Source organism: Paraburkholderia sp. J67 (genome assembly GCF_905220265.1).
Lineage (GTDB): Bacteria > Pseudomonadota > Gammaproteobacteria > Burkholderiales > Burkholderiaceae > Paraburkholderia.
In genome coordinates this window covers 366,854-391,937 of sequence record NZ_CAJMZK010000001.1, presented here as the reverse complement: position 1 = coordinate 391,937, position 25,084 = coordinate 366,854, and the positions used below count along the sequence as shown (strand labels likewise).

The following is a 25,084-nucleotide window of genomic DNA, read 5'->3' as shown; positions in this document are numbered from 1 at the left end:
GGGCGCCAGGCGGCGGAAATGCAATTCCGCTTTCATTGCTGATTTCGTAAATCGCTAAATCGTAATTGGCAATAATCAAAACGGCTCAGAATGGCTTAATCGAGCGCCGCCTTAAATCGACGGGTGCATTTTTGTGCATCGGGTAATTTTCTTATGCTGATCGCATATTTTTCTTCGGCGCGATCCGCCAGTTTTGGCGGAATACAACACACCCACCTGGTGAGGTGCGTTCACCAGGCGGGAAATCAGACATCTGTGATGCGGCAACGCGTCAATTCTTTCGATGCAATTCGAAGAGGCGCGTCGGCCGCAAATGATTGAGGGCGAAATGCAGGCGGCCGGGGCTGCGACGCTGAGTCGGCCCGCGCGTGTCGGCGTATTGCCCCTCGACGTCGTAGGGCATTTCCGGGGCGGCCATGCCCAGATCCACGGCTTCGAAGTCGGCCTGAGCCGCGAATGGCATGCGATGCGCCTGCCCGCGGCTGTCGAAGCCGGCCAGACCGTCGGCGCTCTCGGGCACGCTGTTATCGAGCGTCGCGTTGCTCGTGGTGACCTCGTCCGGGCCGATCAGCCCGTCGCCGGCCAATCGCGCGGCTTCGCGATTCTTGCCGTCGGTGTCGACGGTGCTGTCGTGTGTGCGGTCGTTGTGCGATTCGGCGCTGCGCGGTTGTGCGCCCTGGCCCGACGCGTTGGCCAGGCGATCGCTGGGGTCGGAAGGATTCATGGTATGCCCTCCAGGAAAAGGCAATGAAGTGTCTGCTCGAACCTGCTATCCGATGCTGCGCAAGAGACGTTCCGAAACACCTGCTCTGGAACCCGGAATCCGGCGGAAATGCAAGCCCGGCCGCCAGGGAAACGCTTCCAGCCGCCGGGGATTTTTTTCGTTGGATCGCCGTATTTCCTCGGAGTATGATCCTCTTTCAACGAGTTGGCGCGCTTTAGATAGACGGCCGCACGAACGGCCGCGCTGTGGCTTTGCCGCACGATCCTGTACGCGCCTACGAAAAACGCACAAGGCAGTCAGGGGCGGACGAGACACATGCACTTCGACGCTGCATTCACGCATCGCGGCTATTTGCTCAATTGCGCGCCGGCTCGGGCCGGCGATGGCAGTTATCAACCCTATGTGGTGATCTCCCGCTCGAGCGATGGAGAGCTCGTGGCCAACCGTTTCTTTCCTGCCGATTTGCGTTTTTCCGACGAAGCCGATGCCATCGCGCATGCCCGCGACTGGGCCGTGCGCTGGATCGATGCGAGCAGTGTGACGCTCTGAGCGTCCTGCCGCCTGGCCAAGGGCAGGCCGGCGAACTCTCAAAAAAAGCGGTAACCTCTGGGGTCGATACACTCCTTTGCGGTGCGCGCCACAGCCGCCGCTGCTTCACCATGTCAAATGCCGCTTTCCCCGACTGGGGCCTCGAACAGATCGTCGCCGATCTGCGCGCGTCGCGCGAAGAACGCCACCGCACGCGCCATCCGCTTGGCATTCGCGAATTGCCATCGCGCGAAGCCGTGGTCAATATCGTGGCCGGCCTGCGCGCCGCGCTGTTTCCCACCCACTACGGCGCGCCCGATCTCACTGACGAAAGCGTCGATTACTACGTCGGCCATACGCTCGAAAGTACGTTGCGCCTGCTCGCCGAGCAGATTCGCCGCGCGCTGCGCTTTCTGCCCGAAAACGCCAGCGTTGGCGACGAGATCCTGCGCACGCGCGCGTTCGAAGTCGCGCGTGAATTCGGCCATCAGTTGCCGGAAATCCGTGCGCTGCTCGTGAGCGACATCCAGGCCGCCTTTACGGGCGACCCCGCCGCGCAGCACATTACGGAAATCCTGCTCTGCTATCCGGGCGTCTGGGCCATGACGCATCACCGGCTCGCACATGCCCTGCATCGCCTGGGCGTGCCCTTGCTCGCGCGCTTCATCAACGAGATCGCGCATTCGGCGACCGGCATCGACATCCACCCGGGTGCGCAGATCGGGTCGAGCTTCTTTATCGACCACGGCACCGGCGTGGTGATCGGCGAAACGGCGATCATCGGCGAGCGCGTGCGGGTCTATCAGGCGGTGACGCTGGGCGCCAAGAGTTTCGCGGCCGATCTCGACGGCACGCTTGTGAAGGGCAATGCGCGCCATCCGATCGTGGAGGACGACGTGGTGATCTATGCGGGCGCAACCATCCTGGGCCGGGTGACGATCGGACGTGGTTCGGTGATCGGCGGGAATGTGTGGCTCACGCATAGCGTGCCGCCGGGCAGCAGTGTGCGCCAGGGCAAGATCCGCGAGATTGAGCGCGGCAACGATGCGCCCTGAAGAAAACCCCTTGATTTGAAGGGTCGTGCGTGACGCCATTGAATGAGCGTCACGCGCGCATCATGCGTTTTCCGATCGGAAAACGAGAAAACTTTCAGGCAATTACGTATTGGGTACGCTCATGACGCCGGGATTGCCGACGATGGCGAGGAACTCGCGGCGCGTCGACGGATCGCTGCGGAAGGTGCCGAGCATACGCGAGGTCACCATCGTCACGCCCGCCTTGTGCACGCCGCGTGTGGACATGCACTGGTGCGCCGCTTCGAGGATCACGCCGACGCCTTTGGGCTGCAGCACCTCGTTGAGCGTATCCGCGATCTGGGCGGTCATCTTCTCCTGAATCTGCAGACGCTTCGCGAACGCATCGACCAGACGCGCGAGCTTCGAAATCCCCACCACGCGATGTTCGGGCAGATAGGCCACATGCGCGCGGCCGATGATCGGCACCATATGGTGCTCGCAGTAGCTCTCGAAGCGGATGTCCTTGAGCACGATCATCTCGTCGTAGCCGTCGACCTCCGAGAACGTGCGCGACAGGATCTCACGCGGGTCGTGCTCGTAGCCCGCGAAGAATTCCTCGTAGGCCCTTACGACGCGCCCCGGGGTATCGAGCAGACCTTCGCGCGTGGGATCATCACCGGCCCAACGCAGCAGCACGCGCACGGCGTCTTCCGCTTCTGCGCGCGAGGGGCGCGTGACGCTCGCTGGCGTCGGGGTAGTGCTGGCCTTCGACTTCCGTTTCTTCGTCTTTTCTGCGTTTTTTTCGTCGCTCATGCGTCGGCTCCTGTCAGGTGGTGCGCGTCGCTGCGACGCGCATCACGAAGGCGCATTGTTCCATGATTCCCGCATGCCCGCGCAACTGGTCACATTGCGTCACTTGGGCCACTCGTCCATCGCATCGTTGAACAGTTCGGCCACGATGCCGCGCAGCCATTCGCCGCGCGGGGCATTGTGATACTTGCGATGCCAGTACTGCTTGAGATCGAAGCGCGGCAAGGGCAGCGGCGGCTCGACCAGGGTGATCGACGCTTGCTCGGAGACATAGGCGAAGCCGATCGCATGCGGCACGGTCGCGATCAGGTCGGTGTGCGTGAGGATGAAGGGCAGGCTCATGAAGTGCGGCGTCTCCAGCACCGCGCGCCGGCGCAGACGGTTCTTCTCCAGATACTGTTCTAGCACTTCCTGGCTGCGGCCTTCGGCCCGCACGACGGCATGGCCTAGACCGAGAAACTGTTCCATCGTCATTGTCTTGCCGGCGAGCGGATGGCCGCTGCGCATCAGGCAGATGAAGCGATGCGTGAAGAGTCGCTGCTGAAAGAAGTTGTTGCCGCCCAGATCGGGGAAATAGCCCACGGCCAGATCGACGTCGCCCGACTCCAGCCCGCGTTCCACCTGGCTTGGCGGCAGCGACACCGAGCGCAGATTGGCATGGGGCGCGCGCTTCGCGAAGATCTGCAAGAGGCGCGGCAGAAACACGATCTCGCCGACGTCCGATAGCGCGATCGAGAACGTATGCGTGCTGGTGGCCGGATCGAAGTCCTGCGCTTCGAGCATGCCTTTCTCGATGCGCACGAGCGCGTCGCGGGCGGCCGGGATGAGGCCGAGCGCGCGCGGCGTCGGTTCCATGCCGCGCGAGGTGCGCACGAACAGCGGATCGCCGAAGTAGTCGCGCAGCTTGCCCAGCGCCGTGCTCACGCGCGGCTGGCTCACGCCGAGGCGCTCGGCCGCGCGACTGACATTGCGCGTCTCCTCCATCGCGACGAGATAGGGGATCAGGTTCAGGTCGAGGTCGTGCATGGGATGGCGGCTGGCGGGACTATGTCGAAACGCGATAAACCTTAGTGCATGAATCGAAATTCCGGATATTGGGGAATGCGCGCACACGCGCGTGCAGTTGGCCGCGGAGCGGCGCATCATGGGCAATTCGCCAATTCGAGGGGGCTCAAAACGCGCGATTTCCTCAGATGAACCCGCCCGCATGGAACCCCGGCCTCGGGATGTCCCCGCCTTGACAAGCGCGCATTCACACTCCGATAATGCGCTGGACGTTCGCTAAACGAATCAGTGTTCGTATATAGAACTTTTTGCGATCGAGTGGCGTGGACTTTCCGCGATGCGCATCGCTTTCAGGAACAGGCATGATCAACAAGATTTTTGATTCGCTTCAAGCCGCCGTCGCCGGCATTCAGGACGGCGCCACGGTGATGATCGGCGGCTTCGGCACGGCCGGCATGCCGGCGGAACTGATCGACGCGCTGATCGCGCAAGGCTCGAAAGAGCTGACGATCGTGAACAACAACGCCGGTAACGGTGACACGGGTCTCGCCGCGTTGCTCAAGGCCAAACGGGTACGCAAGATCATCTGCTCGTTCCCGCGTCAGACCGACTCGTATGTGTTCGACGGCCTGTATCGCGCAGGCGAAGTCGAGCTCGAACTCGTGCCGCAGGGCAACCTGGCCGAGCGTATCCGCGCGGCGGGTGCCGGCATCGGCGGTTTCTTCACGCCCACGGGCTACGCCACCAAGCTCGCCGAAGGCAAGGAAACGCGCCTGATCGACGGCCGCCACTACGTGCTGGAAGCGCCGCTGCACGCGGACTTCGCACTGATCAAGGCCTACAAGGGCGACCGCTGGGGCAACCTGGTCTATCGCAAGACGGCGCGCAACTTCGGCCCGATCATGGCGAGCGCGGCCAAGGTCGCCATCGCGCAGGTGTCGGAAGTCGTCGAACTCGGCGCTCTGGACCCGGAAAACATCGTGACGCCGGGCATTTTCGTGCAACGCGTCGTTGAAGTGCCGCAGGCGGCGCATCAAGCGCTGCAAGCCGGTCAGGCCGCCTGAAGCTACGGAGTTAAGCAATGAAACGGTTGAATCGCGACGAAATGGCTCAACGCGTGGCTCAGGACATTCCTGAGGGCGCTTATGTGAATCTCGGCATTGGCGTGCCGACGCTGGTGGCCAACCACCTCGATCCGAGCAAGGAAATCTTCCTGCACAGCGAGAACGGTCTGCTCGGCATGGGCCCGGCACCGGCGCCCGGCGCAGAAGACGACGAGCTCATCAATGCAGGCAAACAGCACGTCACCCTGCTGACGGGCGGCGCGTTCTTCCATCACGCGGACTCGTTCGCGATGATGCGCGGCGGCCACCTCGACTATTGCGTGCTCGGCGCGTTCCAGGTGTCGGTGAAGGGCGACCTCGCCAACTGGCACACCGGCGCGCCCGACGCGATCCCCGCAGTGGGCGGCGCAATGGATCTCGCGCTCGGCGCGAAGCAGGTGTTCGTGATGATGGAACTGCTCACGAAGCAGGGCGAAAGCAAGCTCGTCAGCGAGTGTTCGTACCCGGTGACGGGCGTGGGCTGCGTGGGTCGCATCTACACCGACCTGGCCGCCTTCGACGTGACGCCGGAAGGCCTCGCCGTGCGCGAGATCTATTCGGACATCGACTTCGACGCGCTGCAAAAGCTTGCAGGCGTGCCGCTGATCGACGCGACGCAGAACCGCCGCGCGGCTTAAACTGCTGCAACGCGCGTTTCGTATGTCCATCAGCGTGGCGCGGCGTCCGGCGGCAACAGTCGCCGGACGTCGCGCCATCTGCATTTGCGCGCATTCTTCTCACGCGCATCCAGACTTTTTTCATATCGATCCATGATTGAACGCCTCACGAGCCTGATTTGCGGCACCGAGCCGATGAACGCCGTCTGGTCGCCCGAGGCCACGCTGCAGCGCATGCTCGACGTGGAAGCGGCGCTTGCGCGCGCTTCGGCGGTACACGGCGTGATTCCGCAGAGCGCTGTCGCCGCCATCGTGGCGACCTGCAAGGCCGACAAGCTCGACGCCGAAGCACTCGCGCGCGACGCCGCGCTCGGCGGCAATCTGGCGATCCCGCTCGTCAAGCAGTTGACGGCGCGCGTGAAGGACGCCGACCCCGAAGCCGCGAAATACGTGCATTGGGGCGCGACGAGCCAGGACATCATCGACACCGCCACGGTGCTGCAACTGCGCGACGCGCTCGCGCTGATCGAACCCGCCATCGACGCAACCTGCACGAAGCTCGCCGAGCTCGCGCGCACGCATCGTGCGACGCCGGCGGTCGGCCGTACGTGGCTCCAGCAGGCGCTGCCGATCACGTTGGGTCTGAAGTTCGCGCAGTGGCTCGATGCCATGCTGCGTCATCGCGAGCGACTCGCTGCGCTGCGCGAACGCACGCTGGTGCTGCAATTCGGCGGCGCGGCGGGCACGCTCGCGAGCCTGCGGGACGCCGCCGCAAAGGTCAGCGCCGAACTCGCGAAAGACCTCGGCCTCGCGCAGCCCGCGCTGCCGTGGCACACGCAGCGCGACCGCATTGCCGAAGCCGCTTCGTTCTTTGGCATGCTGATCGGCACGCTCGGCAAGATCGCACGCGATATTTCGCTGCAAATGCAGACCGAGATCGGCGAACTGGGCGAACCCGCTGCGGCAGGCAAGGGCGGTTCCTCGACGATGCCGCACAAGCGCAATCCGGTAGGTTGCGCCGCGGTGCTGACCGCGGCTACGCGCGCGCCGGGCCTCGTCGCCACGGTGTTCGCGGGCATGGTGCAGGAGCATGAACGCGCACTCGGCGGCTGGCAGGCCGAATGGGAAGCGCTGCCCGAACTCGCGCGCCTTGCCGGCGGTGCGCTCGCGCAGATCGAGCAGATCGCGGGCGGCCTCGAAGTGCGCACCGAACGTCTTGCGGCCAATCTCGACGTCACGCACGGTCTGATCCTTGGCGAGGCCGTGATGCTGGCGCTGGGCGACCGCATCGGCCGGCTCGACGCGCATCATCTCGTTGAGCGCGCATCGAAATCGGCGGTGCAGTCGGGCCGCACGCTGTATGACGTGCTGGCGGCCGAGCCCGCCGTCACGCAACACCTGGACGAAGCGCGCCTGAAGGCGCTGCTCGATCCCGCCAACTACGTGGGCGAGGCGCACGCCTTTGTCGACGCGGTGCTCGCGTCCTACGCACAGCGCACGCCCCCTTCTTCATCGCAGACTCATCAGGAGTAACCGCATGCCTTATGCAGCCGTCAATGACACGCAGCTGTTCTACCGCATCGATGGTGCGCAGAACACCACCGCGCCGTGGCTGGTTCTGTCGAACTCGCTTGGCAGCGACGTGTCGATGTGGACGCCCCAGCTCGCCGAATTCACGAAGCACTTCCGCGTGCTGCGTTACGACACGCGCGGCCACGGCCACTCGGCCGCGCCGCAAGGCCCGTACACGATCGAGCAACTGACCGGCGATGTGATCGGCCTGCTCGATCACCTCGGCATCGAGCGCGCGCACTTCTGCGGCGTCTCGATGGGCGGCCTCACGGGCGTGGGTCTCGGCGCGCGTTTCGCGAGCCGTATCGACCGCCTCGTGCTCTGCAATACCGCCGCGAAGATCGGCTCGCCGCAGGTGTGGGAGCCGCGCGCGGCGAAGGCCCGCAACGAAGGCATGCTGTCGCTGGCGGATGCGGTGCTGCCGCGCTGGTACACGGCTGAATTCATGGAAAAGAATCCGCTCGTGATCGACCAGGCGCGCGACGTGTTCGTGCACACCGACAAGGACGGCTATGCTTCGAACTGCGAAGCATTGAACGCGGCCGACCTGCGCGTCGAAGCCTCGTCGATCAAGGCGCCCACGCTCGTCATTTCGGGCACGCACGATCTGGCCGCTACGCCCGCGCAGGGCCGCGAGCTGGCCGAGTCGGTGCCGGGCGCGCGCTACGTCGAACTGAACGCCTCGCACATCTCGAACGTCGAACTGACCGACGAGTTCAACAAAGCGGTACTGAGCTTCCTGCTGGAGTCGAAATGAACGAAGACGATCGCTACGAAGCCGGACTGAAGGTCCGCCGCGCGGTGCTGGGCGACGCACACGTCGATCGCTCGATCGCTAACCGCACCGATTTGACCGAAGAGTTCCAGAAGCTCATTTCGCGCTATGCGTGGGGCGAGATCTGGACGCGCGAGGGTTTGCCGCGTCATACGCGCAGCCTGCTCACGATCGCGATGATGGTTGCGCTGAACCGTAACGAGGAACTGGCGCTCCATCTGCGTGCCGCGAAGAACAACGGCGTGACGCGCGACGAAATCAAGGAAGTGCTGCTGCAGACCGCGATCTACTGTGGCGTGCCTGCCGCGAATTCGGCATTCCACCTGGCCGACCGCATCTTCCGCGAGGAAGACGCACCGGCGGGCGACAAGCCGGCCTGATGCTTGAGTGATTGTGAGGCGCCTGTCTCAGGCGCCTCACTCATTCCAGCGTCATTCCTCGGCGTCGCGCTCCGCCACATAGCGGCGCAGCACGGCTAGCACCGCGGCATCTTCGGCGCGGTTGGCCGCCTCGCTGGCCGAACCCGCTTCCTCCTCCTCGCCCAGTATCGCGGGCGGTGCTGCGATCGTCTCGAACTCGTGGCCTTCGCGGAACACGCGGATCTCGTGTGTCGCCGCCGTATACTCCGCCACCCAGTGCACGCCTTCGATATGCGCGCCCACGCGGATCGGTGTCTTCATCGCCATTCCTCCAGCATCGACGGGTTCATGAGCGAACGATACGCCGATGGCGTGCGCCGTGCGCGGAAAGCAAAACGGCCCACTCGAAACAAGCGGGCCGTCGCACAAACGTTTTGCTGCAACTACGTTACTGAACCTTCGTCAGCACCTCGCGCACCGTGCCGAACAGACGCTCGATTTCGTCTTCGGTGATGATGAGCGGCGGCGAGAACGCCAGAATGTCGCCCGTGAAGCGGATCAGCACGCCTGCCTCGAAGCACTTCACGAATACCTCGTAGGCGCGCGCGCCCGGTGCGCCGTCGCGCGAGTCGAGTTCGATGCCCGCGACGAGGCCGAGGTTGCGCACGTCCTTCACGTGCGGCGCGTCGCGCAGCGCATGCGCGGCGGCTTCGAACTTCGGCGCGAGGCTATGCGCGCGCTCGAACAGGCCTTCGCGGCGATACAGATCCTGCGTCGCGATCGCGGCGGCGGCGGCCAGCGGGTGCGCCGAGTACGTGTAGCCGTGGAACAGTTCGATCGCGCCCGGCGCGCCACTGTTGACCACCGTATCGTGGATCGTGCGGCTCACGGCCACGCCGCCCATCGGCACGGCTGCATTGTTGATCGCCTTGGCCATCGTGATGATGTCGGGCGTGACGCCAAAGTATTCGCTCGCCGTGGCCTTGCCCAGACGGCCGAAGCCCGTAATGACTTCGTCGAAAATCAGCACGATGCCGTGCTTCGTGCAGATCTCGCGCAGGCGTTGCAGATAGCCTTGCGGCGGGATCAGCACGCCGGTCGAACCCGCCACCGGCTCGACGATCACGGCCGCGATCGTCGATGCGTCGTGCAGCGCGACGATGCGTTCGAGGTCTTCGGCGAGATGACCGCCCCAGGCGGGCTGGCCCTTCGTGAACGCGTTGTGTTCGAGGTTGTGCGTGTGCGGCAGATGATCGACGGCGGGCAGCAACTGGCCCGAGAACGTCTTGCGGTTCGCGCCGATGCCGCCCACCGAAATGCCGCCGAAGCCCACGCCGTGATAGCCGCGCTCGCGGCCGATCAGCTTGGTGCGCTGGCCTTCGCCGCGCGAACGGTGGTAGGCGAGGGCGATCTTCAGCGCCGTATCGACCGACTCCGAACCAGAATTCGTGAAGAACACGCGATCGAGCCCTTCGGGCATGATCTCAGCGATCTTGCTGGCCGCTTCGAAGGCGAGCGGGTGACCCATCTGGAAGGTGGGCGCGAAATCGAGCTTGCCTGCCTGCTGGGCGATCGCCGCGACGATTTCCTCGCGACCGTGGCCGGCATTCACGCACCACAGACCCGCGCTGCCGTCCATCACCTCGCGGCCGTCGGTCGTGCGGTAATACATGCCCTTGGCCGATTCGAGCAGGCGCGGTGCAGCCTTGAACTGACGGTTGGCGGTGAACGGCATCCAGAACGACGAGAGATCGTCGATGACGGGGCGCGAAGTCATGTGTTTCTCCTCCAAAGTGGTTGGAGAGAATGTAGCGTCCGGGCTTGAACGGCGGCATATACAGTCTCTATACTGCGCTGATAACCGTGCTGGACAATCTGCCGCAACTGTATTGGTCGGCGCGTCGGTGCCTGGACTTCACCTCTCTATGATCGAATTCGAACTGGAACGCGGTCGCGGCGCGGCCGCGACGCTCGTCGAGCAACTGGTCCGCGCGTTCGCGCAGGCCATCGAGGCGAACTCGCTGCGTGCGGGGGCGCTCCTGCCCTCAGTGCGTCAACTGGCGCAATCGCATTCGCTCTCGACCTACACGGTGACGGACGCCTACAACCGTCTGGTGTCGATGGGCCTCGTGGTGGCGCGCCGCGGCTCGGGCTACCGCGTGGCGCCGCGCCAGATCGCTCCGCGCGCGGCGGCCGAAACGGGCTGGCAGCCGCCCGCGCTCACGGCCAACTGGCTGCTTTCGGACGTGTACGCGGACCATTCCGTGCCGATCAAGGCCGGCTGCGGCTGGATGCCGACCGAGTGGATCAACGAAACCGGCCTGCACCACGCGCTGCGCGCGACGAGCCGGGTGCCCGCAGTGCGCCTGGGCGACTACGGCCATCCCTACGGCTTCGCGCCGCTGCGTGAGCGCATTGCGGCGCAACTGGATCGCCAGGGCCTGCCTGTCGACGTCACCAACGTGCTGCTCACCCAGGGCGCGACTCAGGGGCTCGACCTGATCGTGCGCACGCTGCTGCGTCCCGGCGACGCCGTGCTGGTGGAAGACCCCGGCTACTGCAACCTGCTGCAGATCCTCAAGCTCGCCGGAGTGACCGTTCACGGCGTGCCGCGCACGCCCGCGGGCCTCGACATCGACGCGCTCGAACAGCAGGTCGCCGCGCATCGCCCGAAGGCGATCTTCGTGAATACGACGCTGCAAAATCCCACTGGCGCGACTTACACGATGGCGAACGCGTTCCGCTTGCTACAGATTGCGGAGCGCGAGCGTATGTGGGTCGTGGAAGACGATGTGAGCCGCGAGCTCGCGCCGCCCGGCGCGCCGCTGCTGGCGGCGATGGAAGGATTGCGCCGCGTGCTCTACGTGAGCGGCTTTTCGAAGACGGTGACGCCGTCGTTGCGCTGCGGCTACGTGGTGGCCGAACGCGACGTGCTGCGCGAGCTCGCGCGCGCGAAGATGGCGGTGGGCTTGACCTCGTCGGAAACGATCGAGCGCATCGTCGACAAGGTGCTGGTGGAAGGGCGCTATACGCGCCACGTCGAGATCGTGAACGAACAGTTGAAGGTGGCGCACGCCGCGCTGGAGGACCGTATCGACGCGCTCGGGCTCGAACCGTTCTGCCGGCCGCGTGCGGGCCTGTTCATGCTGGTGCGCTTGCCCGTGGCGGCGGAACGCGCCGGCGCGATCGCCACGGCGGCGCTACGCGATGGCATTTGGCTTGCGCCCGGCTCCTATTTCCGGCCCGACGACGCGGCCAGCGCGTGGTTTCGCTTCAATGCGCCGTATTCGCTCGACGACGCGCTCTGGCGCTTCATCGAGCGCGTTGGCAAAGGCGCTTGATTGGCAATCCTGATGGGTTGATTCAGCGCTGCAACAGATGCGCGAGCAACGGATACATCGACGCGACGAGCGACAGCGCCATCGCGATGTTGAAGGCGCGCAGGCGGCGCGGATCGGCGAGAAAGCGCCGCATGCCCGTGCCGAACGCGGCCCACACGCAGATGCACGGCAGGCCGATCACATAGAACAGCGCGGACATCACCACCGTATTCACGCCGAAGTCCGCTGAAAGGCGGATCGTCGTGGCCGCCGTGAGCACCATCATCCATGCCTTCGGGTTGATCCACTGGAACGCGATGGCCTCGTGGAAACGCATGGGGCGGCGCTCGCCGCTCTTGACCTTGATGTCGCCCGAGGTGCCGATCTTCCACGCGAGCCAGAGCAGATAGGCCACGCTGGCCGCTTCGAGCGCCGTGTAGAGCCCCGGCACGTGGCGGAATGCCTGGCCAAGCCCAAATCCCACCGACAGCATGAGCACCACGACGCCCGCGCTGATGCCGAGAATGTGCGGAACCGTGCGCTTGAAACCGAAGTTGACGCCCGAAGCGAGCAGCATCGTGTTGTTAGGGCCGGGGGTGATGGTCGTGACGACCACGAACAGCATGCCGGCGGGCAGGGCGCTGAGCATTTCGGGCAACATCGGGCGAAGACTCCAGGGAAAGAATGGCGATCCTGACGATCACCGAGGAGTCAGTGTAGCGATTGATTTCGGTACAGTACCGGTACGGTTTGGCGGTCGAAAACCGGTACGGATTGGGGGACGGTCAGGGAGATTGTCAGACAGAGGTTGAAAATCATCACACGAAACACGTCGTCTGGCGGCCGTTTTCTTAGGGCGCTTCCTCGCCCCGCGCGAAATGTAATTTTTCTGACGGTTTGAACGCCAGACCTCGGGCAACGTGTAGTCGTGGGGGCAGCGTGCGGCAACGCCGCGTTTCTCACGCCGGGCCCAGGTGTACACGCACGGTTCCGGCTCAAGATAATTCGCAGTCCAATATAAACATAAGGTTGGAGCAGTCACATGAGGAAGGCAAGGAGATGGTTCGGCAGCGCCGTTCGAGACAGGCGTAACCGCAATGCGAGGCGATATCCGGTCGAATCGGCCGTGCTGGCCGGCGTGATTTCATCCGCAACGATGTACGCCGTTACGGCCAATGCCCAGTCGTCGGTGACGCTCTACGGACTCGTCGACGCCGGCATTCGCTATACGACGCACGCGAACCCGGCGGGCGATTCACAGGTCCAGATGCTCAGCGGCGCCAACGAGAGCACCTTCGGCATCAGGGGCGTGGAGGACCTTGGGGGCGGCACGAAGGCGCTGTTCCAGGTGGAGGACCGGTTCTTCCCGAATTCCGGGCAAACCGATCCGGCTTATCCCTTCTTCAATACCGCCTTTGTCGGCCTTCAGTCGAACACCTTCGGCAAGCTGACGATGGGCCGCCAGATCAATCCGTTCGCCGACGCTGTGCTTGGCGCTTTCGTGTCGAACCGCTGGCTGCCCACGTTCTATCAGTTTCGTCCCGAAGTCATGATGGCCCAGGGCGTCTGGACGAGCAACATGGTCAAGTACGCGGCGCGCTGGCAATACCTGACGGGCGAGGTTTCGTATGCATTTGGCGGCCAGGCGGGCCACTTCGGTGCGGGCAGCCAGATTGGCGCCTCGCTCCTGTATCTGCCCGCTGCGCCGCTGAACCTCGCGGTGGCCTACCTCGATTCGCGCGACGCCGTGAACGCTTCGGCGCACTTCAAATCGTGGACGGCTGGCGGCTCGTACACCTTCGAATCGACGACGGTGAACGCCGGCTGGGCCGTCAACCGGCAGGATGCCGGCTTTGTCGGGAACTTCCCGAACGGCCCGTTTTCCGCGCCCGCCCTGAGCGCGCTGAAGTTCAACACCTTCAGCGCGCGGGAGATGTTCTTTGGCGGCGTGTCGCAGCAGATCGGCTTCGCCACGCATCTTTCCGCCAACGTCTGGCGCACCATCCAGACCGGCAAAACCCCATCCGCGGACGGCAACGCGACGCAGTTCCAGCTGCTCGCCGATTACAACTGGTCCAAACGCACCGACACCTATGTGGAAGTCGATTACTCGATGTACCGGGGCGGTATGGTCGGCGCGCAGTTCCAGGGCATTAACGCGGTGAGTTCGGCTTACTCGACCACCCAGCTTGGCGTGACCGCGGGCTTGCGGCACATCTTCTAGGACGCAAGGGCGCGGCCGTCAATCATCCTGAAACGATGCGAGCAGGTCCTTCGAACGGATTTCGATGCGACCGTAGCGCAGCGCGATCGCGCCCTTTTCGGCCATGTCCTTGAGTTCGAGTGACAGCGTCTGGCGTGTGATGCCCAGCATCATCGCCAGCGTGTCCTGCGAGAGGCTCACGTCCCGCCGGCACTGCGGCGAGAGCGTGACGTCGCCCGACGCCACCAGCAGCAGGCGGCGCGCGATGCGGGCGCGCGTCGAATGCAGTGTGGCGTCCTCGATCATGCGATAGAGCCAGTTCATATGGATCGACTGGAGTTCGGCGATGGCGCGCACGAATGCCGTGCTTTGCATCAATGCCTCGAAGGCCGGTGCCCTCACCACGAACAGCGTGGCGCGGTCGAGCGCGACGACGTCGCGCGGGCGTGGCTGGCGGCTCGTCAGGGAAGTTTGTCCGAACCAGTTACCCGCTTCGATGACGGCAAGAATCGCCTCCTTGCCATCTTCGCGCAGCGTGAACGCCTTGAGCCGGCCGCTGAGGATGCCGTAGAAGCCGGTTGGCGCATCACCGCGGTGGAACAGATATTCGCCTGGGTGCAGCGTGAACGATTCGCTGCGGTGGATGAGCGCCGCTCGCTCCTCGGCGGGCAGGGCGCTGAACCATTGGTTCGTCCGCATTGCTTCGGACGTATCGGTGATGTGAGCCATGGGAAACGATCAGGGGCGTAACGGTGTTCACGCGATACTCACGCGCGTTCTCTGGCTGGTCGTTCCGTATTGCTGTGACGAGAACCTCAAATCGTGCCGGACCAGCTTGTGCGCTCGTCAACGCTGGCCAATCTTCTCTCCTTTCAGGCTCCCTCGACGATCCCCCATTCAGGGGATGTTGGTCCTTATTCAATGCCGGGATGATGGTCTCAACGGGACGCCACGACAGATCAAGCGAAAACAAAAAACCGGCGTTCGTGGCCCATTTAGAGGATTCAAGGAGATATCGATGTCGGACGACGTGAAAACGGGCGGCGCAAGCGCTAGCGCATATAGCTACCCCTTGCTGATCAAGCAGTTGCTGCACACGCCTTTCTCGCAGGCACTGGACCAGGAGATCGTCTACCGCGGCGATGTGCGGATGACCTACGCGACGATGCGCGAGCGCATTGCGCGTCTGGCCAACGGCCTGAGCGAGCTGGGCGTCGAACACGGCAAGACGGTCGCGGTGATGGACTGGGATAGTCACCGCTATCTGGAGTGCTATTTCGCCGTGCCGATGATGGGCGCCGTTTTGCAGACCGTCAATGTACGGCTCTCGCCTGCGGAGATCGCCTATACGATCAACCACGCTGGCGCGGACGTGCTGTTTGTTCATACGGATTTCATTCCGGTCGTCGAGTCGATCAAGGATCAGCTTGAAACGGTTCGCACCTTTGTCTGGATCGACGAGCCGGGCAGCGTCGCGCCTTCGCATGGCATTACGTTCTCTACGGAGTACGAGGCCATGCTCGCGGCTCACAGCACCCACTACGATTTCCCCGACTTCGACGAAAACACGCGCGCCACGACGTTCTACACTACCGGCACGACGGGCCTGCCGAAGGGTGTTTACTTTTCGCATCGACAGTTGGTTCTCCATACCATCACACTGCTGGGTGCGCTCGCGAGCCCGGTGGCCGGGCAGCGTTTCCATCGCGGCGATGTGTATATGCCGATCACGCCCATGTTCCATGTGCACGCCTGGGGCATGCCTTATATCGCCACCGTGCTGGGCGTGAAGCAGGTCTATCCGGGCCGTTATGTGCCGGAGCGTCTCGCGAAGCTGATCGAGAGCGAGGGCGTGACCTTCTCGCATTGCGTCGGCACGATCCTGCACATGCTGCTCTCGTGCCCGGAGGCCACGTCAACGGACTTCAGCCGCTGGAAAGTGATCATCGGCGGCAGCGCGCTTCCGTTCGGGCTGGCCCAGGCGGCGCTGGCGCGCGGCATCGACGTCTTCACCGGCTACGGCATGTCCGAGACCTGTCCGGTCCTGAGCCTTGCCCAACTGCCGCCGGGCGCCGAAGCGCTGGATGTCGATGAGCAAGTCCGCCTGCGCTGCAAGACCGGTGTGCCGGTGCCGCTCGTGGAGTTGCGCGTGGTCGACGAGGACATGAACGATCTCGAACACGACGGCCGCGCGACGGGCGAGATCGTTGCGCGCGCACCGTGGCTCACGCAAGGCTATCTGAACAATCCAGAAGCCAGTTCGCGCCTTTGGGCTGGCGGCTATCTGCATACGCAGGACATTGCGCATATCGACGCGACTGGCAACGTCCAGATCACCGATCGCCTCAAGGACGTCATCAAGTCGGGCGGCGAGTGGGTGTCGTCGATCGAGATCGAAGACCTGATTTCGCAATACGAGGGCGTGGCGGAAGTGGCCGTCATCGGCGTCAAGGACGAGAAGTGGGGCGAGCGGCCCGTCGCCCTGGTCGTGCTCAAGGAAGGCGCGGCGGTGTCCGGCGACGACATCCGGCAACACGTTCTCTCGTATAGCGCGTCCGGGCAGATCTCGAAGTACGCGGTGCCGCAGATCGTCAAGTTTGTCGATGCGCTCGCTAAAACCAGCGTCGGCAAGATCAACAAGAAGGGGCTGCGCGAGCAGATCGCCTGATCCGTCGAGTCAATGCGAGGAGCAACATCATGAGTATTGCGAATTACCGCATCGACACCCTGGGCGATTTCGTCGGCCGCGAACTGGGTGTGTCGGCCTGGGTGGTGGTCGATCAGGCGCGCATCGATGCGTTCGCTGCGTGCACCGGCGACCGGCAATGGATTCACGTCGACGTGGAGCGTGCCGAACGCGAAGGCCCGTTCGGCGGGACCATCGCGCACGGCTATCTGACCTTGTCGTTGCTGGCGAGCCTTGCGATGGAAATCGGCATCGTGCCGGAAGATGCCTCGGCGGGACTGAACTACGGCCTCGACAAGACCCGCTTCATGACGCCGGTGCGCGCAGGTGCACGCGTACGCAACCGCGTGGCGCTCACTTCAGTGGAGCACAAGGGCGGCGGCCGCATTCTCATCAAGGCGACGAACACGCTGGAGATCGAGGGTGAAGAGCGGCCCGCCTTGATTGCCGAGTCGCTCGCGATGCTGATCGCGGGAAGCCCGTCTTGAGAAGCAGCAAAAGACCTACTGGAGAGTGGAAAATGGCAGTCAGCAGCGAAATCTCCCGGCAAAAAGGCCGTCCCGTGTCCGCTCGTGCGGCACTGAGCGCCGCGGTCGAACAGGCCTTGCCGGGGCCCAATCCGTTCGTCGGCCTGCGTCCTTGCGACATCCTCGCCACGATGCAGCAGATCGGCGCCCAGGTCATGCGCCAGCCCGCGCTGGTGATGGAGCAGGAAGTGGCGTTGGCGCGCGAGATGCTGGGGATCGTCACGGGCAAGGCGAGCGTCGCGCCGCCCCAGGGCGACAAGCGCTTTACCGATACGGCGTGGCAGGACAACCCGCTCTATCGGATGACGCTGCAAGGTTATCTCGCATGGCGCGATTCGCTTTCCGGCTTCGTCGAACGCTCGGGGCTGGATGCGAACAGCAAGGAGCGCGCGAAGTTCGTGATGTCGCTCATCACCGACGCCGCCTCGCCGACCAACACTTTGCTAGGCAATCCGGCCGCGCTCAAGAAGGTTGTGGATTCAGGCGGAACGAGCCTGATGGAAGGCTTCAGCAATGCTGTGACCGACCTGCTGAAGAATCAGGGCATGCCCGCGCAGGTCAACAAAACGGCGTTCGAAGTGAGCAAGAACCTCGGCACCTCGAAAGGGTCTGTGGTGTTTCGCAATGAGCTGATCGAACTGATCCAGTACGCGCCGCTCACACCATCGGTCTATAGCCGCCCGCAATTGATCGTGCCGCCGCAGATCAACAAGTTCTATATCTTCGATCTTTCCGAAGGCAAGAGCATTGTCGACTACCTGCTGAAGAACGAACTCCAGGTATTCGTGGTCAGTTGGCGCAATCCCGTGGCTTCGCAAAGCCACTGGGATCTCGATACCTACGTCAGCGCGCTGATCGAAGCGATCGCCGCCGTGCGCGAAATCACCGGATGCGACGACATCAACCTGCACGGCGCCTGTTCCGGCGCGATGACGATCTCCGCGTTACTGGGGCATCTGGCCAGTCGTGGTGAAAAGACCGTCAACGCGACGACGCTGATGGTGGCCGTACTCGACAACAGCGCCGATTCGCAGCTTGGCCTCTTTGCCACGCCGGAAGCCGTCGCGGCAGCCAAGCAGCACAGCATTGCGCGTGGCGTGCTGGCGGGCGAGGAGATGGGGCGGGTGTTCGCGTGGATGCGGCCCAACGATCTCGTGTGGAATTATTGGGTCAACAACTACTTGCTGGGCAACGCGCCGCCCGCTTTCGACGTGCTTTACTGGAACAACGATACGACGCGGCTGCCCGCGAAGTTTCACGGCGAGTTGCTCGATATCTTCACGGAGAATCTGTTCAGCAAGCCCGGTGCGCTGACCGTGCTCGGCACGCCGATCGACCTTTCGCAAGTCGTGTGCGACAAGTACGTGGTGGCGGGCGTCACGGATCACATCACGCCGTGGAAGGGCGTCTATAACACGGCGCGGCGCTTTGGCGGCGAGACCCGTTTCGTGCTGAGTTCGAGTGGTCACATTCAGAGCTTGATCAATCCGCCGGGCAACCCGAAGGCGAAGTACTTCCTGAACGCCGCGCTGCCCGCTAATGCCGATAGCTGGATCGAGAACGCGAAAACGGAGAAGGACTCGTGGTGGAACAACTGGCGTGACTGGCTGGTCGCGCGTTCGGGAGAAAAGCGCGTGGCGCCAGCCGTGCCCGGTAGCGCGCAGCATCCTGCGATTGCCGATGCGCCCGGCACCTACGTTCTGGAAGCCTGAACGGCATTGATTTAATTTTTTTGGCACTTCATTTTTATCAGGAGTCTGAAGTATGGCAACGAGCAATCCCACCGGCATTTTCGCCGAATATACGAAGTTCCTCACGCAATTCAAACTGCCGGGCGTCGATGTGGCTGCGTTCCTGGACGCTCGTCGTAAGGACATCGAGGCGCTGACCGAGGCCAATATGACCGCGCTTGCGGGCGTGCAGCAAGTCGGTCAAAAGCAGGCGGATATGTTCCGCTCGAAAATGACCGAGCTGCAAGCGTTGATCGGGCGTCTCACGGCCACGGGCGGCGTCGATGTCGCGAGCGCGGGAGAGGGCGTGAAAGACGCGCTTCAGAAGGCCCTCGTCGATATGCAGGAACTCGCGGACGCTGCGTATCGCGCCCAGACGGACAGCGTGGCGGTCGTGACGAAGCGCTTTGCCGAGCATGTGGAAGAGCTGAAGTCGCTAATGCAGCCTAAGAAATAACGTTCGCGAAGCGTTCAATCAGGAGGACGACCGGATGACCGAAACACAAATGAGCCCGGAGGCTGTCGAAGCCATGCGTATCCAGACCCTCGATCTGGACGGGCAACTGTTGCGTGTCGGCGTCCGGTCGGGGCACGACGCCGGGCCGCCGCTGCTGCTTTTCAATGGCATCGGCGCGAATCTGGAACTGGTCGAGCCGTTCGTCGAGGCGCTCGCGGGCGTCACGGTCATCGTATTCGACGTGCCGGGCGTCGGCGGCTCGCCTGCGCCGCTCATGCCGTACCGCTTTTCGACGCTCGCCGTGCTGGCCGACAAGTTGCTCACGCGGCTGGGGTACGCGGGCCCGGTGGACGTACTAGGCGTGTCCTGGGGCGGTGCGCTCGCGCAGCAGTTCGCGCACCTCTACCCAAGGCGCTGCCGCAAGCTGATTCTGGCGGCAACGTCACCCGGGGTCATCATGATCCCTGCGCGGCTGTCCGTGCTCTCGAAGCTGATCGGCCCGCGTCGCTATACCGACCCGGCGTATCTGAAGCAGGTTGGGGGAGAAATTTACGGCGGCGCTTACCGGCACGATGCGGCGCTGCTGGAGGCACACAGCCGTCACATCCAGGCGCCGCGTGGGCGCGGTTATCTTTATCAGCTGCTGGCCGCGTCGGGCTGGACGAGCTTGCCCTGGCTTGGCGCGCTGCGCCAAAAAACGCTCGTCATGCACGGCAACGACGACCCCATCGTGCCGCTCACCAACGCAAAGATTCTCGCCGCTCGTATTCGCGGCGCCACGCTTCATGTCGTGGACGACGGCCACCTGTTCCTTATCACGCGCGCGAAAGAAGTCGCGCCGGTCATCCAGCGCTTTCTCGCCGAGGCGAACCATTGAGCGCGGTATCGGATGAGCGCGCCGCGTTCGAACACAGACCGGCCGGCCGCGACGACAATCGGGATCGGCTAAGGCGCATGCGGATCACCGCGACATGTCTGCTCGCGGCGATGGTCGCTTTGCTGCTTGCGTGCGTTGCCTGGCAGCCCGAATTTTCCTGGCTCGCCTGGCCGCGCGCATTTTCCGAGGCGGGCGCGGTGGGCGCAATCGCAGACTGGTATGCCGTGGTTGCGCTGTTCCGGCATCCGCTCGGACTCGCGATTCCCCATACGGCTATCATTCCCAGAAACCAGGCGCGCATCGCCGAGAGTCTGGGCGACTTCATCGAAAAGCACTTCCTGACGCCGGACCTGATCGTCGGACGGTTGAGCGAGCACAACGCGGCGCGGGCATTATCGGCGTGGTTGGCGCACCGGGAAAACAGCGCGGAGATTGCATCGGGCATCGTCGATTCGCTTCCACGCCTGCTTGAGCGCATCGACGAATCGGATGTGGCGTCGTGCTTCGAGCGCTTCGTGTTGCCGCAACTTGCGAGGGTTGATGTGTCACGTATGGCGGGGCAGGCGATGCAGGTGATGACCGAAGGCGGTCGTCATCGGCCGTTGCTCGATCGCGGGCTGACCGTAGTCGAGCGCTGGCTGACGGCCAACGTCGATCTGATCAAGGCGAAGTTCAGCGAGGCGTCGCGCTTCACGCCCGCACCGCTCGACGCCTATATCGTCAACAAATTCGTGGAGGGGATCGTCGCGCTGATCCGCGAAGTCGCGGCCAGCCCCGATCACGAGCTTCGCCGTCAGTTCGACGATGCCATCGCGACGCTATCGTTCAAGCTGCAAGACGACGCGGGGCCTCGCCGCTTCGGTCGCTTGTTGCTGCGCGACTGCATCCGTCATTTCAGGGACGGCGCGTACTACGGCGTATTGCTCGATCGCGCCCGCGCGCGCCTCGTGGCGGATGCGGCGAGCGAAACGTCGGTCGTGCATGCGCTGATCGAAGACGCGTTGGTCTCGTTGGGCAAAGGCGTCGCGAGCGAGCCCTCGCTACAGGTTAAGTTGAACGGCTGGTGGCTCGATATCGCCGAGGGGCTGGTGCTGCGCTATCGGCACCGTCTCTCCGGTTTGATCGCCGATGTCGTGAAGGGCTGGGATGCACGCGAGGTCGGCGCAAAAATAGAGGCCGAAATAGGCCGTGATCTGCAATTCATCCGGATCAACGGCACGTTCGTAGGCGGTATCGCGGGGGTGCTCATTCATTTGTGCGTGCTTGGCGTCGCGCGTTGAGAGGCTTACTCATGCTTGACGAGTCCGAGCGCCTGCGCCCGCGAGACCGCTTGCGCACGCTTCTCCACGCCGAGCTTGGCGAAGATGTTCTTCAGATGCGACTTGACCGTTTCGGGCGTAATGCCTAGCGTGCGAGCGATCTCCTTGTTGGATTGCCCCTGTGCGACCAGCGTGACGATGTTGCGCTCGCGGGTGCTCAACGGCTCGCGCTCCGTTTCCTGGACTGGCGGGTTTTGCGGCTCGTACATCAGACGGTAACCGTCCAGAAGACGTTCGAGCCACACGGACACATCGCGGGCAACCGAGCGGTTGCGCACGCGCTCGCGCGCCAGCCGCAGCAGCGGCCCAATTTCGCGTCCGTGATCGAGCATCGATTGATAGAGCCCAGCGGGTGAGGCGATCGTTGCCACGTCGAGGAATGCCTCGATGGCCCGTTCATCTTCGCCTGCGCCAAGACGCGCGATCGCAAGCAGCGTGCGCAGGCGTAGCCCCAGATAGATGCCCTGTCGCTGCTCGCAGCGCAGGAGGGCAGCGTGCAGCGGTTCAATTGCTTCGGAGACCTGATGGCGTTTGAGCGCAAGGCAAGCCATCGCCATGTCGCGGTAATTTTCGATCTCGGGCGAGACGGCGTGGCTGGATAGCTCGTCCGGCGAGGCCAGCGGCCCAAGGTCCGCCACGCATGCCGCCGCTTCGGCGAGCCGGTCCTCGGCAAGATACAGGCGCGTGCGTTCGACGAGGGCCGCGGCGAGCAGCCGGGTCCAGCCGCGCGCCTGGCCGAGTCGTTGCGCCTGGTCTATCTGCGCATGGGCTGCCGCATAATCGCGCCGCGACACGGCAATCCGCACGAGGATACGGTAGGCAATCAGCACGCTGTCCAGCAGGACAGCACTGTCGATAACCGGCATGAGTTCGGCGAGCAACGCTTCGGCTTCATCGAGGCGGCCCTGTTCGTAGCGTATTTGCGCGATCATCGGCGCGCACAATGCGGCCGATATCGAGTGCGCGCCGGCATGGCGTTCGGCGAGTTGCATCGCTTCGGTGAAGCGCCGCTCGGCAATCCCGACATGCAGTTGCTGCAATTCCGCATGACCGAGCAGACACAGTCGATATACCGAGGAAAACACGCTGCGCTGATCTTCCTCGATGGCGTCGGGAATCCAGGGCGTCGCGTAGAGCGCATCGAGCGCGCCGGTTTTCCAGTACGCGAAGCGGGCGACGTTGGAGACGGCGTTGGTGGTCCATGCATCGGTGGACGGGCGGCTCAGGTACTGACGGGCCAGCGTCAGCGCCCGCTGCGGATCGTCCTGCAAGGCTGCGAGCGCCGAGCGGATCGCGAGGCAATCCCAATGTATTGCGTGAGCATCGCCGGGGCGCGTCTGTCCATCGCGCTCGATCGCATCGACCATCGTGGTGGCTTCGCTGAAACGCATCGCGAGCGCCATGCCCCAGGCGGCCGCGAGCCGTACGGTCGTTTGCGCGCGCATCAGATCGGCAGGGAACTGGCGCTGCCAACCCACCAGCGTCAGCAGATCGCCGCTTTTCAACAGCGCTTTCGCGCAACGCTCCATCAGGCCGATGGCCTGGTCGGCGGCGCCCGCCGCGATGGCGTGCCTGACCGCGTCGGTCCACTGCGACTGGCTGGCGTACCAGTGCCACGCTCGTTGATGCAGATCCGTGACCTCGTCGCGATGCTGGCTTTCCAGATGCCGCTTCAGGTATTCGGCCATCAACGGGTGATAGCGAAACCAGCGGCCTTCAAGATCCATCGGCTCCAGCAGTAACTGGCGTGCGACGATGGCGTTCAGCATCGCCTGGCTCGACTCCACGCCGGTCACGGATTCGCACAGAGGCGCGCTCAGGCGTTCGAGAATCGCCGTGCGCAGCATGAAGGCGTGCATGCCGGCGGGCAAACGCTCCAGCAGGTCGTCGAGGTAGTCGAACACAGGCCGCGCGGCGCCTGTCGACGCGCCGGGTTGCCAGCCCTGCGGACGGTTCTCGCGGGTGAGCGCCGACGCGGAAATGCGCAATGCCGCGGCCCAACCCTCGGTGGTCGAGTGCAGCGATTTCATGTCCTTGAAGGCCAGGCCGGGGCATTCGTGCTCGACGAAGCGGCGGGTCTCCTCGAAGTTGAAGCGCAGGGCCGAAGCGCCGATCTCGCCCAGCTCGTTGCTGGCGCGCAGCCTCGCCAGCGGCAGAGGCGGGGCGGTGCGCGTGCAGATCACCACGTGCACGTTCGAAGGCGCGTTGGCAATCAGGAGCGACATGGCCTCGTGAATCGCGGCGTCGTTGAGCAGATGGTAATCGTCGATGAAGAGATAGAACTCGTCTTCGATTTCGGCCAGCTCGTTGACCAGCGTGGAGGCAAGCGAATGTGCCGGCACGAACGAGGCTTCCGAGGTCAGACCGATCGTCGAGGTGCCCAGGTGGCTGTATACGCGTTGCACTGCGCGGGCCAGGTAGTGAAAGTAGCGAGCCGGTTCGTCGTCGGCGGCGTCGAGGGAAAGCCACGCGACCGATGCGCCATTGCTTCGGAGTGCGTAGAGCCAGGTGAGGGCCAGAGAGGTCTTGCCGAATCCGGCCGGAGCCGTGATGAGCGTCAGCCGTCGCGTCTGCATCTGCGCGCTCGCCGTGGCGAGGCGTGGACGCTCGATCAGGCCGGCGGGCAAGCGGCGCGGGACGACTTTCGTCGCTAGAAGGAAAGGTGGCTTCGTCGCGGATAGCGCTTCTGTCACGTTAAAACGGCTCCGGGAAATCAGGCTGACGCGGACTGTTCAGCCCAATCGATCATACGCCAGCCGTGTTGGGGCGGGACGGTGCGTAACTGCCCACCCTGTTGCCATGCAAAAGCGCTGTCATGCGCAAAACGACCCTTGCTGCCAGGACGCCGCGGCGCAAGCCGATCGGACGTTGCAGCGACGACCGCGCGATCCTAACTATTGACGCGCCAGGAGCCAATACAGTCTGATTGGAAAATTTGTTACGTCATGCGCAAGAATCGTGACGAAACGGGCCTCCTGGAGAGAGCCGATCAGGCAACGTGACTGAAAATGGCCGTGGCGAACACCGCCGTCGCGGCGAAGCCCGCGATAAAGGCCAGCGTCCGGATGCCAGGGATGCCTGCGGTATAGACGAAGTAGTGAATGATCCGCGCGATCAGATAGACCTTCGCCGCGACGATGGTGGCCGGCGTCGAGATCCCCAACATCGCAGCGACGATGACCAGTGGCGCGAACACCGCGAGGTTTTCGACGGCGTTGGCGTGCGCCAGCTTCGACCTTTGCGCCCAGGACGGATTGTCTGCCGAAAACGATGCAGGATTGCCCATCGCGCGCAGGGGACCGTTCGTCACGATCCGCGCCAGAATGTAAGGAATCCACATGATTCCTGTTGCCGAAGTGACGATCACGAGGCAATACAGTTCAGGAGTGAGGTGCATAGGGCCGCCTGGGCGGAAAGGGATGGGCCGGGTCATCGTCTGACCGGTTCGATGGATGA

Annotated in this window: 24 protein-coding genes; 15 read left to right on the top strand and 9 right to left on the bottom strand. The window is 63.8% G+C overall.

Annotation, left to right across the window (positions count from 1 at the left end; genetic code table 11):
* Positions 1 to 271 precede the first annotated feature (271 nt).
* Positions 272 to 724 (bottom strand): DUF3005 domain-containing protein, encoded by a 453-nt coding sequence (locus tag U5782_RS01745; RefSeq protein WP_322042143.1) that lies wholly within the window; start codon positions 722 to 724, stop codon positions 272 to 274.
* A 315-nt stretch (positions 725 to 1,039) separates the two neighbouring features.
* Here U5782_RS01745 and U5782_RS01740 point away from each other — a divergent pair, with 315 nt between their 5' ends.
* Together U5782_RS01740 and epsC are read left to right on the top strand one after the other, a co-directional pair.
* Positions 1,040 to 1,273 carry a hypothetical protein gene (locus U5782_RS01740; RefSeq protein ID WP_322042142.1) on the top strand — a complete coding sequence of 78 codons (234 nt, stop codon included), beginning with the start codon at positions 1,040 to 1,042 and terminating at the stop codon, positions 1,271 to 1,273.
* A 110-nt stretch (positions 1,274 to 1,383) separates the two neighbouring features.
* Positions 1,384 to 2,307 carry a serine O-acetyltransferase EpsC gene (epsC, locus tag U5782_RS01735; RefSeq protein ID WP_322042141.1) on the top strand — a complete coding sequence of 308 codons (924 nt, stop codon included), beginning with the start codon at positions 1,384 to 1,386 and terminating at the stop codon, positions 2,305 to 2,307.
* A gap of 102 nt (positions 2,308 to 2,409) precedes the next feature.
* On the opposite strand, the gene folE is transcribed toward epsC, so the two are convergent.
* Positions 2,410 to 3,081 carry a GTP cyclohydrolase I FolE gene (folE, locus tag U5782_RS01730; protein WP_322042140.1) on the bottom strand — a complete coding sequence of 224 codons (672 nt, stop codon included), beginning with the start codon at positions 3,079 to 3,081 and terminating at the stop codon, positions 2,410 to 2,412.
* Between the two features lie 99 nt (positions 3,082 to 3,180).
* Complete coding sequence (locus U5782_RS01725; protein ID WP_322042139.1) at positions 3,181 to 4,104, bottom strand: LysR family transcriptional regulator; 924 nt, start codon at positions 4,102 to 4,104, stop codon at positions 3,181 to 3,183.
* Positions 4,105 to 4,445: 341 nt separating this feature from the next.
* Here U5782_RS01725 and U5782_RS01720 point away from each other — a divergent pair, with 341 nt between their 5' ends.
* The 5 genes from U5782_RS01720 (at position 4,446) to pcaC (ending at position 8,530) form a co-directional block, all read left to right on the top strand.
* A complete protein-coding gene (locus U5782_RS01720; RefSeq protein WP_322042138.1) occupies positions 4,446 to 5,147 on the top strand; it encodes a 3-oxoacid CoA-transferase subunit A in 702 nt (233 codons plus the stop codon).
* 17 nt (positions 5,148 to 5,164) lie between these two features.
* Positions 5,165 to 5,824, top strand: a complete 660-nt coding sequence (locus tag U5782_RS01715; protein WP_322042137.1) for a 3-oxoacid CoA-transferase subunit B — start codon at positions 5,165 to 5,167, stop codon at positions 5,822 to 5,824.
* A 132-nt stretch (positions 5,825 to 5,956) separates the two neighbouring features.
* A complete protein-coding gene (locus tag U5782_RS01710; protein ID WP_322042136.1) occupies positions 5,957 to 7,336 on the top strand; it encodes a 3-carboxy-cis,cis-muconate cycloisomerase in 1,380 nt (459 codons plus the stop codon).
* 4 nt (positions 7,337 to 7,340) lie between these two features.
* Positions 7,341 to 8,132, top strand: a complete 792-nt coding sequence (gene pcaD, locus U5782_RS01705) for a 3-oxoadipate enol-lactonase (RefSeq protein WP_322042135.1) — start codon at positions 7,341 to 7,343, stop codon at positions 8,130 to 8,132.
* Positions 8,129 to 8,530, top strand: a complete 402-nt coding sequence (gene pcaC / locus U5782_RS01700) for a 4-carboxymuconolactone decarboxylase (RefSeq protein ID WP_322042134.1) — start codon at positions 8,129 to 8,131, stop codon at positions 8,528 to 8,530. Before pcaD ends, pcaC begins: the two co-directional genes overlap by 4 nt.
* Before the next feature lie 51 nt (positions 8,531 to 8,581).
* Here the strand turns inward: pcaC and U5782_RS01695 are convergent, their stop codons facing one another.
* Positions 8,582 to 8,830: a hypothetical protein gene (locus tag U5782_RS01695; RefSeq protein WP_322042133.1), complete on the bottom strand. Its 249-nt coding sequence runs from the start codon at positions 8,828 to 8,830 to the stop codon at positions 8,582 to 8,584.
* A 127-nt stretch (positions 8,831 to 8,957) separates the two neighbouring features.
* On the bottom strand, positions 8,958 to 10,286 hold the full coding sequence (locus U5782_RS01690) for an aspartate aminotransferase family protein (RefSeq protein ID WP_322042132.1): 1,329 nt from the start codon (positions 10,284 to 10,286) through the stop codon (positions 8,958 to 8,960).
* A gap of 148 nt (positions 10,287 to 10,434) precedes the next feature.
* Between U5782_RS01690 and U5782_RS01685 the strand changes: the two genes are divergently transcribed.
* Complete coding sequence (locus tag U5782_RS01685) at positions 10,435 to 11,850, top strand: PLP-dependent aminotransferase family protein (RefSeq protein WP_322042131.1); 1,416 nt, start codon at positions 10,435 to 10,437, stop codon at positions 11,848 to 11,850.
* Positions 11,851 to 11,872: 22 nt separating this feature from the next.
* On the opposite strand, the gene U5782_RS01680 is transcribed toward U5782_RS01685, so the two are convergent.
* Positions 11,873 to 12,490 carry a LysE family translocator gene (locus U5782_RS01680; protein ID WP_322042130.1) on the bottom strand — a complete coding sequence of 206 codons (618 nt, stop codon included), beginning with the start codon at positions 12,488 to 12,490 and terminating at the stop codon, positions 11,873 to 11,875.
* Positions 12,491 to 12,985: 495 nt separating this feature from the next.
* Between U5782_RS01680 and U5782_RS01675 the strand changes: the two genes are divergently transcribed.
* The gene (locus U5782_RS01675; RefSeq protein WP_415914240.1) at positions 12,986 to 14,053 is read left to right on the top strand and encodes a porin; all 1,068 of its coding nucleotides are present in this window, start codon (positions 12,986 to 12,988) and stop codon (positions 14,051 to 14,053) included.
* Positions 14,054 to 14,071: 18 nt separating this feature from the next.
* Here the strand turns inward: U5782_RS01675 and U5782_RS01670 are convergent, their stop codons facing one another.
* Positions 14,072 to 14,761, bottom strand: coding sequence for a Crp/Fnr family transcriptional regulator (locus tag U5782_RS01670; RefSeq protein WP_322042128.1), 690 nt, complete (start codon positions 14,759 to 14,761; stop codon positions 14,072 to 14,074).
* A 289-nt stretch (positions 14,762 to 15,050) separates the two neighbouring features.
* Between U5782_RS01670 and U5782_RS01665 the strand changes: the two genes are divergently transcribed.
* The 6 genes from U5782_RS01665 (at position 15,051) to U5782_RS01640 (ending at position 21,589) form a co-directional block, all read left to right on the top strand.
* Positions 15,051 to 16,700, top strand: a complete 1,650-nt coding sequence (locus tag U5782_RS01665; RefSeq protein WP_322042127.1) for a fatty acid--CoA ligase — start codon at positions 15,051 to 15,053, stop codon at positions 16,698 to 16,700.
* A 29-nt stretch (positions 16,701 to 16,729) separates the two neighbouring features.
* On the top strand, positions 16,730 to 17,206 hold the full coding sequence (locus tag U5782_RS01660; RefSeq protein ID WP_322042126.1) for a MaoC family dehydratase: 477 nt from the start codon (positions 16,730 to 16,732) through the stop codon (positions 17,204 to 17,206).
* Between the two features lie 32 nt (positions 17,207 to 17,238).
* The gene (locus U5782_RS01655) at positions 17,239 to 18,957 is read left to right on the top strand and encodes an alpha/beta fold hydrolase (RefSeq protein ID WP_322042125.1); all 1,719 of its coding nucleotides are present in this window, start codon (positions 17,239 to 17,241) and stop codon (positions 18,955 to 18,957) included.
* A 52-nt stretch (positions 18,958 to 19,009) separates the two neighbouring features.
* Complete coding sequence (locus tag U5782_RS01650; protein ID WP_322042124.1) at positions 19,010 to 19,432, top strand: phasin family protein; 423 nt, start codon at positions 19,010 to 19,012, stop codon at positions 19,430 to 19,432.
* Positions 19,433 to 19,466: 34 nt separating this feature from the next.
* Positions 19,467 to 20,309 carry a poly(3-hydroxyalkanoate) depolymerase gene (gene phaZ, locus U5782_RS01645; protein WP_322042123.1) on the top strand — a complete coding sequence of 281 codons (843 nt, stop codon included), beginning with the start codon at positions 19,467 to 19,469 and terminating at the stop codon, positions 20,307 to 20,309.
* A gap of 77 nt (positions 20,310 to 20,386) precedes the next feature.
* Positions 20,387 to 21,589, top strand: coding sequence for a DUF445 domain-containing protein (locus tag U5782_RS01640; RefSeq protein WP_322042122.1), 1,203 nt, complete (start codon positions 20,387 to 20,389; stop codon positions 21,587 to 21,589).
* 5 nt (positions 21,590 to 21,594) lie between these two features.
* On the opposite strand, the gene U5782_RS01635 is transcribed toward U5782_RS01640, so the two are convergent.
* On the bottom strand, positions 21,595 to 24,321 hold the full coding sequence (locus tag U5782_RS01635) for a LuxR C-terminal-related transcriptional regulator (RefSeq protein WP_322042121.1): 2,727 nt from the start codon (positions 24,319 to 24,321) through the stop codon (positions 21,595 to 21,597).
* A 296-nt stretch (positions 24,322 to 24,617) separates the two neighbouring features.
* Entirely contained in the window at positions 24,618 to 25,025 is a 408-nt protein-coding gene (locus tag U5782_RS01630) for an MAPEG family protein (protein WP_322042120.1), read from the bottom strand.
* Positions 25,026 to 25,084 lie beyond the last annotated feature (59 nt).

Bases quoted from the DNA above. Each gene is read 5' to 3' on its own strand.
- U5782_RS01740 (WP_322042142.1), top strand. From the start codon at position 1,040: ATGCACTTCGACGCTGCATTCACGCATCGCGGCTATTTGCTCAATTGC.
- U5782_RS01650 (WP_322042124.1), top strand. From the start codon at position 19,010: ATGGCAACGAGCAATCCCACCGGCATTTTCGCCGAATATACGAAGTTC.
- U5782_RS01710 (WP_322042136.1), top strand. From the start codon at position 5,957: ATGATTGAACGCCTCACGAGCCTGATTTGCGGCACCGAGCCGATGAAC.
- U5782_RS01660 (WP_322042126.1), top strand. From the start codon at position 16,730: ATGAGTATTGCGAATTACCGCATCGACACCCTGGGCGATTTCGTCGGC.
- U5782_RS01675 (WP_415914240.1), top strand. From the start codon at position 12,986: ATGTACGCCGTTACGGCCAATGCCCAGTCGTCGGTGACGCTCTACGGA.
- U5782_RS01715 (WP_322042137.1), top strand. From the start codon at position 5,165: ATGAAACGGTTGAATCGCGACGAAATGGCTCAACGCGTGGCTCAGGAC.
- pcaD (WP_322042135.1), top strand. From the start codon at position 7,341: ATGCCTTATGCAGCCGTCAATGACACGCAGCTGTTCTACCGCATCGAT.
- U5782_RS01630 (WP_322042120.1), bottom strand. From the start codon at position 25,025: ATGCACCTCACTCCTGAACTGTATTGCCTCGTGATCGTCACTTCGGCA.
- U5782_RS01670 (WP_322042128.1), bottom strand. From the start codon at position 14,761: ATGGCTCACATCACCGATACGTCCGAAGCAATGCGGACGAACCAATGG.
- U5782_RS01665 (WP_322042127.1), top strand. From the start codon at position 15,051: ATGTCGGACGACGTGAAAACGGGCGGCGCAAGCGCTAGCGCATATAGC.
- U5782_RS01725 (WP_322042139.1), bottom strand. From the start codon at position 4,104: ATGCACGACCTCGACCTGAACCTGATCCCCTATCTCGTCGCGATGGAG.
- U5782_RS01655 (WP_322042125.1), top strand. From the start codon at position 17,239: ATGGCAGTCAGCAGCGAAATCTCCCGGCAAAAAGGCCGTCCCGTGTCC.
- U5782_RS01640 (WP_322042122.1), top strand. From the start codon at position 20,387: ATGCGGATCACCGCGACATGTCTGCTCGCGGCGATGGTCGCTTTGCTG.
- epsC (WP_322042141.1), top strand. From the start codon at position 1,384: ATGTCAAATGCCGCTTTCCCCGACTGGGGCCTCGAACAGATCGTCGCC.
- U5782_RS01745 (WP_322042143.1), bottom strand. From the start codon at position 724: ATGAATCCTTCCGACCCCAGCGATCGCCTGGCCAACGCGTCGGGCCAG.
- U5782_RS01680 (WP_322042130.1), bottom strand. From the start codon at position 12,490: ATGTTGCCCGAAATGCTCAGCGCCCTGCCCGCCGGCATGCTGTTCGTG.
- U5782_RS01685 (WP_322042131.1), top strand. From the start codon at position 10,435: ATGATCGAATTCGAACTGGAACGCGGTCGCGGCGCGGCCGCGACGCTC.
- phaZ (WP_322042123.1), top strand. From the start codon at position 19,467: ATGACCGAAACACAAATGAGCCCGGAGGCTGTCGAAGCCATGCGTATC.
- pcaC (WP_322042134.1), top strand. From the start codon at position 8,129: ATGAACGAAGACGATCGCTACGAAGCCGGACTGAAGGTCCGCCGCGCG.
- folE (WP_322042140.1), bottom strand. From the start codon at position 3,081: ATGAGCGACGAAAAAAACGCAGAAAAGACGAAGAAACGGAAGTCGAAG.
- U5782_RS01720 (WP_322042138.1), top strand. From the start codon at position 4,446: ATGATCAACAAGATTTTTGATTCGCTTCAAGCCGCCGTCGCCGGCATT.
- U5782_RS01690 (WP_322042132.1), bottom strand. From the start codon at position 10,286: ATGACTTCGCGCCCCGTCATCGACGATCTCTCGTCGTTCTGGATGCCG.
- U5782_RS01695 (WP_322042133.1), bottom strand. From the start codon at position 8,830: ATGAAGACACCGATCCGCGTGGGCGCGCATATCGAAGGCGTGCACTGG.